Genomic DNA, 12,835 nt, shown 5'->3' on the forward strand with positions numbered 1-12,835 from the left:
CCGGTGAGGACGTACTTCAAATAAACCCTGCCGGAGGAGATGCGTCACGCCACTCGAATACGTGGCTGGACATCCAGCACCGATCTTGGTAAAAGATCCCGGGTAACGTCGCGCGAGCGCCGTACTCGGGCCCTTCGGCCCAGTAAGGCGCTCGTCACGTATCCGCCGGTGTGTGCCCGTATGGGACGGCCCCGAGGGACACAGCCGCGGGAACGCTTACTTGGGGGCCACCCGGCAGGCGGTCACTGCGGTCCCGTTGGCCACACCGCCCTCGGTCAGGCCGGACACACACCGTTGGTGGTCGCCGGACAACCCGACGTAACACGCCGCCCGGACGGCCTCCGGAGCCTCGCCACCCTTCAGCTCCCGCTCAACCTGATTGATGCAGGCCGTGACGTCCGCATGGGCGGCTGGGGCCGTAAGAGCCGCCGAGCCACCGAGCCACCGAGCCACCGAGCCACCGAGAGCGAGGGTCAGGCCGGTGAGGACGCTTGCGATACGGGTCGACGTGCGCATGGGACGCATACCTGCTCTCCGGGATCGCCGCGCGGACCGGAACCCGGTGGTGCCGGACCGCGTGGGAACGGCGCCGAGCGCATGCGGCCGACGTACGGCCACTGGGCCCGGACCCCGCACCGGACCGGCTCGGCAGGGCCTCCCCCTCCTTCGACGCTGGAGCAGCCCCCTGCCGCACGCACCCGCTGGGGCCTTGGTCCGGATCAGCGCGGGCCCGGCCCGGGCGACGCGGCATCTCGCAGCGTCGCCGCGCCGCCGCCGCGCCGGAGTAGTCCTGTACGAGCTGCCACACTCCGCCTCGCGACGGACCGCGCCCTCGCTCCGTCCGACGGCGTGGGTCAGCGGCGGCGGTCAGCGGCGGCTCGTACCCGCACGGCGGCGGACGAAAGCCGGTCAGTCCTTGCCGGCCTCATGCCAGGACATCCCCCAGCCGTACTCGATGTCCACGGCCTGCTGCTTGAAGATGCCGGGCGGCAGCAGGAGGTACTTCGCCTCTCGCCGGACGATCAGCTCACCGCCCACGTTCTCGATCAGGGCGATCGCAGCGACCGGCGAAGGAACGGTGCACTCGTCCAGGCGCATCTCGATCGGCGGACCCGTGGGCGGATACAGCGTGGCGACCCCGTGCAGGCCCGCGAAGCTGGATGCCCCCGCGTAGATGACCACGAAAACCAGGATGCGCTTGATCTCGGCGGCATGATCAAGATTGATCATGAGGTTCTCACCGGTCTCACTCCCGCCGGTCCGGTCGTCCTGGTCCAGCCGGATGTACGGCGGCTGGTCGAACGAGCCGAACTGGTTGTTGATGGGGTGGACGATTCCCCTCAAGCCGTTCTGCAGCTCCCACAGACAGGAGAGGTCCAGATCGACGTCCTCCAGCCGGACGGCGTCCTTCCCCTTCTTCATCCAGCCCTGCGGCGGCCTGGGGGCGCTCCACGAGAGATTGACCCGCATGCCTCCTGAGGTGGCCCCCTGCTTGGTCAGCGACACCGAAGGCGCTGCCTTCGTCAACGTGATCTTCGACAGCCGAACCGGCTGAGCGCGCGCAGGCAACGGAGCCTGCGGCGCAGGGGAAAGCGGAGCAGGCGGAGGGGGAAGCGGAGCAGGCACGGAGGGAAGCGGAGCAGGCCGAGCGAGCTGCGGCGGAGGCGCTGTCTGCCGCACCGGCGGAGGCGAGGCGGGCTCGTCGACGGTGATACCGAAATCGGTGGCGAGCCCCGCCAGGCCGGCCGCGTATCCCTGCCCCACCGCCCGGAACTTCCATGCGCCGTTGCGCCGATACAGCTCTCCGAGCACGAACGCCGTCTCCGTCGTGGCACCCGTGGCGTCGAACCGCGCCGCCTCCGCGCCGCTCTCCGCGTCCAGCACGCGCACGAACAGGCCGGCCACCTGACCGAACGTGCCGTCGGTGGAAGCCGCGACCACCACGGTCCCGATCTCCGGCTCCACCGCGGACAGCGCCACCCCGATCGTCTCGAGCGCGCTCGTGCCGTCCTGACGCCTGCCCTCGTGACGCACGGCACCACTGTGATGCACAGGCTGGTTGTAGAACACGAAGTCGTCGTCCGAGCGCACTTTGCCGGCCGGCGTCAGCAACAGCGCCGACACATCCACATCCGGGGCTCCGGGACCTCCTTGCCAACCCAGCTCCACCCGGACCCTGGTACTTGCCACCGGTACGTTGGCACCCTTTTGCAAGGACACGTGGGTCCCCCTTCCGCGGCTTTCCCCACTCCCGCAGCGTACGAGGTTTTGGCCTGCTCCCCACCCCGAAGACCGGGATTGCCTCTTCTCCAGGGGAAGTTGCGGGTGTCGACCGCCTGCTCACACTGCAACCCGGAGAGTCGGCCCCCGGGCGGCGTCGGAACCGGACGGGTCGCGTCCAGGGTGTCAACCGCCATACCCGGACGGCCCGTTGTGGCAGCCGCGCCCGTGCGTACCGCAGTTGGCCGGAAGCTATCGTCGCAGCCGTCCGATCCAGCGAGCCGTTTCACACCAGTGGAGGGTTTGTGCATCCATTTCTCGCGAGGCTCGGCGGGGCTTCCGCAGCCCTGCTGCTCGGCGCCGGTGTGCTCGTCGGCGGCCCGGCCTCCGCTGCCTCCAGGACCGCTGCCGTCGCCGTCCCGCCCGTCGCCGTCCCGCCCGTCACCGGCGAGCTCAAGGCGTACAACGTCGACGGCGTCTACAGCGCCGGCGTCTCATCCGGCGGGTACATGGCGACCCAGTTGCATGTGGCCTATTCCGGTACGTTCGACGGCTCGGCCGCCTTCGCCTCCGGACCGCAGTACTGCGCGCAGAACGACCTGGGCAAGGCCCTGAACGCCTGTATGGAGGTCTACCAGGACCTCCAGCTCGCCACCCTGAAGCAGACCACCACGAACTGGTCTGCGCAGGGCGCCATCGACGACGCGGCCGGTCTGAGCGGCGACCCGGTCTACGTCTTCAGCGGTTCCAACGACTCGACCGTCGAACGCCCGGTGGCCACCGCGCTGAACGACTACTACCGGCACTTCGGCGCCGACGTGCTCTACAACAAGAGCACCACGGCCGGCCACGCCTGGATAAGCCCGCTCGGCCCGAACGCGTGCACCGTCACCGCCAACCCGTGGATGAACAACTGCGGAATCGACGCCGAGCGCGAGTTCCTCGGACATCTCCTCGGCTCGGTCAGCGCACCCGCGGCCGCCCCCGGTGGCAGCCTGATCCGGTTCGACCAGAACAAGTACGCGCCCGGCGGCGCCGCCAAGCCGATCTCCATGGACGAGAAGGGCTTCGTCTACGTCCCCACGAGCTGCGCGAACGGCGCGGCCTGCAAGGTGGTCGTGACTCTCCACGGCTGCAAGCAGGGCTACTCGTACCAGGGCTTCGGCACCCAGTTCATCGACAAGGCGTACCTCGACGAGTACGCCGACACCAACCACCTGATCGTCCTGTACCCGCAGGCCATTGCCACCACGACCCTGGACAACCCCAACGGCTGCTGGAACTGGTGGGGCTACCTGGGCGACTCCGAGTACGCGCGGCACGGCGGCAAGCAGATCGAGACCATCATGGGCATGGTCAGGGCCCTCGGCGGCACCGGCTCGACGACGCCCACGGGAACCGTCACCCTGCCCAGCGTGGACGCGGAGGACGGCTACATCAAGGCCGCAGGTGACGGCTCGGGGCCGGCCGTCGGCACCCTGGAGGAGGCCTCAGGCCTGGCCCTGGGACGGGGCGCCGACGGCAAGTTCAACCGGACCGTCCTGTCCTTCGACACCGGCGCCGTTCCCTCCGGGAGGGAGATCACCCGGGCCTGGGTGACCCTGACGCGGAACAGCGGATCCGGCGACCCCTGGGCCGGCCCCGTCGGCAACCGGCTCCTGGTCGACGTCCACACCGGCTGCCTCGGCGGCTGCACGGTGGAGACCACCGACTGGGCCGCCGCCACGACGGCCGCGGGCACGGCCGAGATCGGCCCCTTCACCCCCGGCAGCAAAGCCTCCGGCAACCTGTCCGCCGCCGGCCTGTCCGCGATCAACCGCTCCGGGCGGACCCAGATCCGCCTTCGGTTCGAGCAGAACCAGACGGCTACGGCCTACCTCTTCGTCAACAAGGACACGCAGGCGACCCTGACCGTGGAATACCGCTGACGGGCGCATCGGCCGCGGACGCCGCGGCCAGTGGTGACCGCGCAGCCGGCGCCGGTGTTTTTCGGCGGCAGCGCGGGTGCATCGCCGGCGGCTTGGGAGGCGGTGGAACGGCGGCGAGATGGGCGGTGCCTCGGGCAGGGCAGGATCTCGGCCCCGCCCATCCAGCCCGGCGCTGCCGGCAGACGGGGGTGCCGTCCCACGACGTCCCCCCTGTGACGGGTGGAGGTCTACGGCCCCGGTTCAGAAGCTGACAGCGTGGGCTCCGGGCGGACTCCTCTGCAGCCCCTGCTGTCGGCGTCCCTCAGCAGGGACACCGGCAGCAGGGGCTGCGGTCTGACGGGAGGCGGGGGCGGCTATTTCACCGAGCCCGCCATCACGCCCTGGACGAAGTGCCGCTGGAAGGCGAAGAAGACGACCAGCGGGACCACCAGGGACAGGAAGGCTCCCGGCGCGAGGACGCCGATGTTGCTTCCGAACTGCCGCATCTGGGACTGCAGCGCGACCGTGAGCGGCTGGGACCCGCTGTCCGCGAAGAGCAGCGCCACGAGCATGTCGTTCCAGACCCACAGGAACTGGAAGATGGCCAGGCTCGCGATGGCCGGACGGCCGAGCGGCAGCACGAGCCGGGAGAAGATCCGCCACTCGCTGCCGCCGTCCATCCGGGCGGCTTCCAGCATTTCGCGCGGTATCTCGGCGAAGTAGTTGCGCAGCAGGAAGATCGCGAACGGCAGGCCATAGGCGACGTGGAAGAGGACGACCCCAGCGATCGTGCCGAACAGCCCCACCGCGCCGAAGAGTTTGGCCACGGGCAGCAGGCCGATCTGCACGGGTACGACCAGCAGTCCGACGACCACCAGGAAAATGCCGTCCCGGCCGGGGAAGTCCAGCCATGCGAAGGCGTACCCGGCGAGTGCCGCGATGGCGACCACCAGGGCGGTGGTGGGCACGGAAATCAGGACGGTGTTCCCGAAGGCCGCCGCGATGCCGGAGTCCTTCAGCAGGGCGCTGTAGTTGTCCAGGGACAACTGGGACGGGTCGGTGAGCGCGGTCCACCAACCGGCGGAGGCGTTGTCCCGCTCGGAGCGCATCGAGGAGAGGAACAGGCCCGCCAAGGGGGTGATCCAGACCAGGGCGACCAGGATCAGCGCGCCCTGGACGACGGAGTTGCTGAGCAGGCGCGACAGCCGGCTCCGGCGACGCGGCCTGGGCGCGGACGGGGCGGGGACGGGCCTGACCGCCGCCGCCCGCCGGGACGGTCGGCGCTCGATGGTGCTGTGGCCGCTCATGCTCCACTCCTTCGGAAGCGCCGGATGTTGAAGATCATCGCCGGGACGACCAGCAGGAGGAGTACCACGCTGAGCGCGCTGCCGAGCCCCTGGTCGTTGCCGCCGCCGAAGGAGACCAGCCACATGCGGGTGGCCAGTACGTTCGCCTCTTCCTGGACGGGTCCGGGCGCGATGATGTAGACGAGGTCGAAGACCTTCATCACGTTGATCACCAGGGTCACGAAGACGACGGTGAGCACCGGTGCGAGCAGCGGCACGGTGATCTTGCGGAATATCTGGCCCTCGGTGGCGCCGTCCATCCGCGCGGCCTCCAGCGCGTCGCGGGGGATGGCCGCGAGGCCGGCGCTGATCAGGACCATCGCGAAGCCGGTCCACACCCACAGGTAGGCGCCGATGATGGCCGGCGTCACCAGCGCGGGGCCGAGCCAGTTCACCCCCTGGTAGGGGGCCGCGAAGTTGGCCGCGGGCAGCCTGACGGTGTACTCGCCGTCGGTCAGCCCGGTGAAGCGGAACGACCCGTCGTCGGCCGTGGTGGCGGTCGCGGCCACCCGGCTGTCCCGTACGGCCTCGACCGTCATGCCGGGCAGCCCCTTCTCGCCCGGGTCGACCTTGCCCGGCGTGCCGGCGCCGCCAGGGGCGAAGTCGAGGTAGACGACTCCCCCGATGTCCTGCGTGCCGGGCGCCGCGGCGGCCGCTGCCTTCGCGCCGGCGGGTATGGCGTCGGGTGCCACCCCGACGAAGCCGAGGCTGACCGAGCGGCCGGGACGTACGGTCTCCTCGGTGCTGTACGGGCCGCCGGCCCTGCCGGTCAGACCTTGGCCCTCGCGGGCACGGGCCGTCGGATAGGCGGCGGCGTCGTCGAAGCTGTCGTGGACGCCGACGACGGCGGCGTTGAGTACGCCCCGGTCCGGGTCCTGTTCGTAGGCGAGCCGGAAGATGATGCCCGCGGCGAGGAACGACACGGCCATCGGCAGGAAGAGCACCAGCTTGAAGGCGGTTGCCCAGCGGACCTTTTCGGTGAGGACGGCGAGCAGCAGTCCGAGTCCGGTCAGCAGGGTCGGGGCGACGACGACCCAGAGGGTGCTGTTGCGGATCGCCTTGAGCGTGGCGGGGTCGTGGATGATCGCCGCGTAGTTCCCGGCTCCGACGAAGCGGTCGCCGCCGGCGTCGAAGAAGCTGCGGCCGAGGGAGAAGAGGACCGGGTAGACGACCAGCGCGCCGAGCAGCAGCAGGGCCGGCAGGACGAAGACGACCGCGAGGCGCCGCTTCCTCCGCTGGGCCAGGCGCCGCCCGTCGGCCGGGGCGCGGGCGGTCACGGTGTCAGTCATGGGAGCCGCCTCAGTTCCCGTAGGCCTTGGCGGCCTCGGCCTCGAGCTGTGCGGCGGTCCCCCGCGGGTCCGACGGGTCGCGCAGGAAGTCCTGGAGGATCTTCCACTCACCCGCCCCCTTGGTGCCGCCGAACGCGGCCGGCGCCTGGTCCGACATGTCGAAGCGGATCGAGTCGCCCGCCGCGATGAGCGATTCGGCGGTGCTGCGGGTGACGGAGTCGCCGTACGAGGCCATGTCCACCCGGATGTTCGGGGACAGGAAGCCGCCTGCGCCTGCCCAGACCTCTGCCGCCTCGGGGCCGGCCAGGAACTCGAGCAGCTTCATGCCGCCCTTGCTGTTGGTCCCCTGCTTGAGGACGACGGCCGCGTCACCGCCGCTGACGACCGGCGCCTTGCCGCCGTCGACTGCGGGGAACGGGAAGAACTTGGCGTCCTTGCCGGGCTGCTTGCCGAACTGGTCCTTGGCGACGCCGCCGACGAAGTCTCCCTCGTAGACCATGCCCGCCTTGGGCTCGGGGCCGAAGACCTGCTCGACCGACGAGGGGAAGTCCGTACCCAGCGCCGTCTGGGCACCGCCGGCGACGAGCTGCTTGTCCTTGAACAGGTCCCCGAGGGTGGTCAGCGCCTTGACGACGCTGTCGTCGGTCCACTTGAGCTTGTGCTGGGCGAGCTGGTCGTACTTTTCCGGCCCGGCCTGGGAGAGGTAGATGTTTTCGAACCAGTCGGTGAGGGTCCAGCCGTCCTCGCCGGCTATGGCGAAGGCCGGGCGGCCGGAGTCGGCGAGGGTGCGGCCCGCCTTCAGGAGGTCGGCGTAGCTCTTGGGCTCGCTGACGCCGGCCTGGGTGAAGGCCTCGGGGGCGTACCAGACGGTGGACTTGTGCGCGGCCTTGAAGTAGAGGCCGTAGTACGTGCCGTCCACGGTGCCGTAGTTCTTCCACACCGGGGCGAGGGTGGAGACGGCCGTCTTGGAGGCCTGGTCGGACAGCGGCTGGAGCCAGCCCTCCTTGGCGAACTGCTGGAGCACGCCCACCTGGGGGACCATCACCACGTCGGGTGCGTTGCCGCCCTCGATCTTGCTCCCGACGAAGGTGGAGACGTTGTCGCCGGAGGGGACGAAGACCGTCTTGGCACCGGTCTTCTGGGTGAAGGCGTCCAGGACCTTCTTGAAGTTCTTCTGCTCGCTTCCGGTCCAGACGCCGGCCACGGTCACGGTCTGGCCGCTGAGTTCGCCGCCGCTCGCGGGTCCGGTGGTGCCGCCGCCGCAGGCGGTGGCACCGAGGGCGAGGGTGAGGGCCGCCGATGCGGTCGCCGCGGTGCGTCGGGTCGTCTTGCTGGATCGTCGCATGATGAGGTCCTTTTCGAGGAAGTCCGGGGCTACGGGGTGGGTCCTGGCTTCACTTGGCGGGGTTTCGCGCGGGGATGAGGATTGGGGGGCAGGGGCGGTCGGCGTCGGATTCGCCGGGGTCACGGCGCCGGGCACTCGCCCGTCCACCAGGCGGCGGTCGCCGCGGGGAGCACACCGTCGGGACAGGGGCCACTGGCGAGCAGCGGAGTTCCGGGGACCGGGGCGGGCACCGGCTCCGTGCCGAAGTTCACCGCGCAGACCAGGCCGTCTCCGCGGACGATCGCCAGCACCTGCGCGGGCGCGTCCAGCCAGCGCAGGGTGCCGTCGCCGAGCTGCGGCAGGGTGCGCCGCAGGTGGAGGCCGTCGCGGTAGAGGTGCCAGAAGGAACGGGTGTCGGCCAGGGCGCGGTCGGTGGCGTGCTCGGCGAACCACTCGGGCTGCGGCAGCCACGGCTTGGCGCCGGCCGCCTCCTGGCTGAAGCCGAACGGGGAGGCGTGGCCGGACCAGGGCAGTGGCACGCGGCAGCCGTCCCGGATGTGCTGGCGGCTGCCGGTGCGGCGGAAGATCGGGTCGGCGAGGACCTCGTCGGGCAGGTCGAGGACCTCGGGGAGGCCGAGTTCCTCACCCTGGTAGACGTAGGCGGCGCCGGGCAGGGCGAGCATCAGGAGGGCCGCGGCGCGGGCGCGGGCGGCTCCCAGTCCGCTGCCTTCCACCCCGGGCTCGCCCGCGTAGCGGGTGACGGTGCGGACCTGGTCGTGGTTGTTGAGGACCCAGGTGACGGTGGAGCCGGTGCCGGCGATGTCGCGTATCGCCTCGGTGATCGTCGCGCGGAAGGCGTCGGCGTCCCAGGGCGCGCTGAGCAGGTCGAAGAAGAACGCCTGGTGGAGTTCGTCGGGGCGGACGTACTCGGCGTGTTCACGCGCGGTCGGTACGGACACCTCGCCTACCAGCAGCCGCTCGTGGCCGTCCCGGGCGGCGTACTCCTCGCAGACGGAGCGCCAGCGGCGCCACACGTCGTGGACCTCGGGCTGGTTCCAGGCGAGCTGGTTGACGGCGTCGCGGGCGCGCTCGTCGGCTCCGGGGTCGTCCGAGTCGGGCAGCTCGGGGTGCTTGAACAGCCCGGCGGCGACGTCGATGCGGAAGCCGTCGACACCGCGGTCCAGCCAGAAGCGCAGCACCTGCTCGAAGTCGTCGCCCACGGCCGGGTTGCGCCAGTTCAGGTCGGGCTGCTCGGGCGTGAAGAGGTGCAGGTACCACTCTCCGGGGGTGCCGTCGGGCTCGGTGATCCGGCTCCAGGCGGGACCGCCGAACATGGCGCGCCAGTTGTTGGGCGGCTCCGCCCCGTCCGGGCCGCGGCCGGGCGCGAAGTGGAAACGGGAGCGCGGCGCGCTGCCCGGCGCCGCGGCGAGCGCCTCGCGGAACCACGGGTGCTCGCTCGAGCAGTGGTTGGGGACGATGTCGAGCAGCAGCTTCAGCCCGAGGCGGCGCACGTCGGCCAGCAGCCGGTCGAACTCGGCGAGGTCGCCGTAGACCGGGTCGACACCGCAGTAGTCGGCGACGTCGTAGCCGTGGTCGTGCTGCGGCGACGGATAGAAGGGGCTGAGCCAGATGCCGTCGACACCGAGCTTCCTCAGGTAGGGAAGCCCGGCCCGTACGCCGGCCAGGTCGCCGATGCCGTCCCCGGTGCTGTCGAGGAAGCTGCGGACGTAGACCTGGTAGATCACCGCGTCGCGCCACCAGGCAGGTGTGGTGGCGGTGCGGGAGGGATGGCCGGTGCCGGCCGGAAGGGTGCTGAGCATCTCGCGTCGACCTGTTTCTGCTGAATGCGAGAGCGCCCTGGATCAGGTGCGCTGTTATGCATGCATGTTAAGTAGCGACGACTAGAAGGTGTCAACGATGTGTCCAGAAACAGCCGAAAGTTGGGATAGTTTGCGCTGTATATCCGCATGCACAAAACAGGGCCTCTACTTAACATGTAAGTAGAGGCCCTGTGAGGAGGGAGCGGAGGAGTGCGATCAGCCCTTGCGGGAGATGGCGCCGAGTTCACGCGCGAGCCGCGCCACTGCCTGCTCGGGCGTCTGGCGCTGCGCCATCACGTCCTGCGCCACGGCCTGCACGGCGAGGCTCACCTGGTCGTAGCGCGGACTCTTGGGGCGCGGCACCGCCGACAGCACGCTCTGGCGAAGGGTGGGCAGGTACGGGTACGCGCGGATCAGCTCGGGGTCCTCGTACAATGCGGCGCGCACCGGTGGCAGCGAGCCCTCGGTGAGCACCTGCCGCTGGACCCGTTCACTGGTGAGGTAGGAGATCAGATCGGCGGCCGACGCCGGATGCCGCGCATGGCTGCTCACGGCGAGGTTGGAGCCGCCCAGCACGCTGGTGCCGGGTCCGTCGCGGCCGGGCAGCGGCACGGCGCCGAACCTGCCCGCGACCCCGGACCCTTCCGCGCTCGCGTCCGCGTACACGTAGGGCCAGTTCCGCAGGAAGAGCAGCCGGCCGTCCTGGAACGCCTGCCGCGACTCCTCTTCCTTGTAGCCGAGGGCTTCGCGGGAGATCCAGCCGTCCCGCACGCCGTCCGCGAGGAACCGCAGTCCGGCGCGCGCCGCGTCGGAGTCCACGGTCACCCGGGCGCCGTCGTCGCGCAGGATCGAGCCGCCCGCCGAGTGCACGGCCTCGGTGACGTTGACGGTGAGCCCCTCGTACGGCAGGAACTGGCCGGCATAACCGTCCAGTCCGTACTTCGGGGCGATCGTGCGTGCCTGGCGGATCAGCTCGGCCCAGGTACGCGGTGGTTCCTCGCCTTCCCGGTCCAGGATGTCCTTGCGGTAGTAGAGCAGTCCCGCGTTGGTGACGTACGGGACCGCGTACAGCCGGCCGTCGAAGGTCGCGGTGTCGACGACCGGCCGGAGGAAGGTGTCCAGAGGGAAGCGGTCACGCTCGAGCGGGGAGATCCATCCCGCCGCCGCGAACTCGGGCGTCCACGCGACGTCGATGTTCAGTACGTCGAACCGGTCGCGGCCCGACCGCAGTTCGCTGATCATCTGGGCACGGGTCTCGTCGGCCGAATCGGGCAGTTCGACGAGCGTGACGCGCTCGTCGGGGTGGCCGCGGTTCCAGACGTCGAGCAGCGGGGAGAGGTAGTCGGTCAGATCGCCCGCCGTCACGAGCGTCAGGGGGCCGCGGTCCCCGGCAGCCACGCCCGCGTCGGCGCGGACGCCGAAACCGGTGTATCCCGTGAGCACGACCGCCACGACCAGGAGAGCTCTACCCGCGGCACGCATCCACCGCATAGATTCCTCCCAGTGCACGATCCGGCTGCGCCGCCGACCTTCGCGGCCTATATATACCCGTTAGGCATGGGCGATACTAGACGCCCAGGCAGACGATACGGGCGGCGGCGCCACTCGGTCCAAGGCCGAGTGAACAGTTGACTACCGGGCGGAAGGAGGGGGAGCGAGTGCGGCTGGCGCTCCTTGCACTCCTCACCCGTAGCCCTGCACACGGTTACGAGCTGAAGCAGGACCTTGAGAAGCTCCTGGGCGCCGCGTACCCTCAGCCGAACGTCGGCCAGGTCTACGTCACCCTCGGCCGACTGGAGAAGAGCGGCCTGATCGAAGGCGAGGACGTCGAGCAGTCGGGCCGGCCCAACAAGCGCACGTACAGGCTGACGGACGCCGGGCGCGAGGCCGTGCTGGCCTGGTTCGAGGACACCGCGGAGGAGCCCCGGGTACGGGACGAGTTCTTCATGAAGCTCGCGCTCGCACCCCGGTCGGGTCTGGCCGACCCGGTCGCGCTGATCAACAAGCAGCGGCGGCAGTACCTCAACACCATGCGGGACCTTTCCAAGCTGGCCGCGGCGGAAGACCGCGACAACAAGATCTCCCAACTGCTGATCGAGGGCGCCATGCTGCACCTGCAGGCCGACCTCGACTGGCTCGAACGCTGTCAGGAGGAGCTGGAATGAGCGACGACGCCACCGCCGCTCCTGCCGTGCCCATCGTGCGCGCCGAGGGGCTGACCAAGACGCACTACGGAGAGGGCGTGCCGGTGCATGCCGTGCGCGGTGTGGACCTGTCGGTCCAGCCGGGCGAGTTCGTCGCGGTCACCGGGCCGTCGGGAGCCGGCAAGTCCACGCTGCTGCATCTGATCGGCGGCCTCCAGCGGCCCGACAGCGGAAAGCTGTGGCTCGGCGGAGAGCGGGTCGACGAGTACCGCGAGGCCCGCTGGGCGGTCCTCAGGCGCCGCAGCATCGGCGTCGTCTTCCAGTTCTTCAACCTGGTCTCCAACCTCACCGTCGCCGACAACGTCGAACTGCCCGCCCTGCTCGCCGGCGCCTCCCCGAAGGCCGCCCGCGACTCCCGCGCCGAACTGCTCGCCGAACTCGGCCTCGAAGGCCGCGAGCGGTCGATGCCCGGCGAGCTGTCCGGCGGCGAACAGCAGCGGGTCGCTCTCGCCCGCGCGCTGGTCAACCACCCCACGCTGCTGCTCGCCGACGAACCGGCCGGCAGCCTCGACAGCAAGGGCACCCGTGAGGTGCTGCGGCTGCTCTCCCGGTTCCACCAGCGCGGTCAGACGATCATGATGGTCACCCATGACGCCCGGATGGCCAGTGCCGCCGACCGCGTCATCAGCTTCTTCGACGGGCGCATAGCCGACGACGCGCACCTCGGCGACGGGCGCCGCGAGCCGGCCGGCGGCGTCCGCGGCGTACTCGAACTGAAGGAGTGA

General features: G+C 70.4%; 9 protein-coding genes. 3 read left to right on the forward strand and 6 right to left on the reverse strand.

Translation table 11 applies throughout. From position 1 onward, the window contains the following. Positions 1–909 precede the first annotated feature (909 nt). Complete coding sequence (locus AB0D48_RS30090) at positions 910–2,220, reverse strand: TerD family protein (protein WP_362403840.1); 1,311 nt, start codon at positions 2,218–2,220, stop codon at positions 910–912. A gap of 305 nt (positions 2,221–2,525) precedes the next feature. Here AB0D48_RS30090 and AB0D48_RS30095 point away from each other — a divergent pair, with 305 nt between their 5' ends. Next, positions 2,526–4,148 carry a PHB depolymerase family esterase gene (locus tag AB0D48_RS30095; protein ID WP_362403843.1) on the forward strand — a complete coding sequence of 541 codons (1,623 nt, stop codon included), beginning with the start codon at positions 2,526–2,528 and terminating at the stop codon, positions 4,146–4,148. A gap of 353 nt (positions 4,149–4,501) precedes the next feature. On the opposite strand, the gene AB0D48_RS30100 is transcribed toward AB0D48_RS30095, so the two are convergent. The 5 genes from AB0D48_RS30100 to AB0D48_RS30120 all read right to left on the reverse strand — a co-directional run bounded on the left by AB0D48_RS30100 (position 4,502) and on the right by AB0D48_RS30120 (position 11,397). Beyond that, positions 4,502–5,434, reverse strand: coding sequence for a carbohydrate ABC transporter permease (locus AB0D48_RS30100; protein ID WP_362403846.1), 933 nt, complete (start codon positions 5,432–5,434; stop codon positions 4,502–4,504). Beyond that, complete coding sequence (locus AB0D48_RS30105) at positions 5,431–6,762, reverse strand: ABC transporter permease subunit (protein WP_362403849.1); 1,332 nt, start codon at positions 6,760–6,762, stop codon at positions 5,431–5,433. The genes AB0D48_RS30100 and AB0D48_RS30105 overlap by 4 nt, the downstream gene beginning before the upstream one ends. A gap of 10 nt (positions 6,763–6,772) precedes the next feature. Continuing rightward, entirely contained in the window at positions 6,773–8,107 is a 1,335-nt protein-coding gene (locus AB0D48_RS30110) for an ABC transporter substrate-binding protein (protein ID WP_362403852.1), read from the reverse strand. A 119-nt stretch (positions 8,108–8,226) separates the two neighbouring features. Beyond that, positions 8,227–9,906: a glycoside hydrolase family 13 protein gene (locus tag AB0D48_RS30115; RefSeq protein ID WP_362403855.1), complete on the reverse strand. Its 1,680-nt coding sequence runs from the start codon at positions 9,904–9,906 to the stop codon at positions 8,227–8,229. A 216-nt stretch (positions 9,907–10,122) separates the two neighbouring features. Beyond that, positions 10,123–11,397: an ABC transporter substrate-binding protein gene (locus AB0D48_RS30120; protein WP_362403859.1), complete on the reverse strand. Its 1,275-nt coding sequence runs from the start codon at positions 11,395–11,397 to the stop codon at positions 10,123–10,125. Between the two features lie 167 nt (positions 11,398–11,564). Here AB0D48_RS30120 and AB0D48_RS30125 point away from each other — a divergent pair, with 167 nt between their 5' ends. Both AB0D48_RS30125 and AB0D48_RS30130 read left to right on the forward strand, forming a co-directional pair. Further along, positions 11,565–12,071 (forward strand): PadR family transcriptional regulator, encoded by a 507-nt coding sequence (locus tag AB0D48_RS30125; protein WP_362403862.1) that lies wholly within the window; start codon positions 11,565–11,567, stop codon positions 12,069–12,071. Continuing rightward, positions 12,068–12,835, forward strand: coding sequence for an ABC transporter ATP-binding protein (locus AB0D48_RS30130; RefSeq protein ID WP_362403865.1), 768 nt, complete (start codon positions 12,068–12,070; stop codon positions 12,833–12,835). Before AB0D48_RS30125 ends, AB0D48_RS30130 begins: the two co-directional genes overlap by 4 nt.

Origin of the sequence: Streptomyces sp. NPDC048269, assembly GCF_040652395.1 — a bacterium.
Classification (GTDB): domain Bacteria; phylum Actinomycetota; class Actinomycetes; order Streptomycetales; family Streptomycetaceae; genus Streptomyces.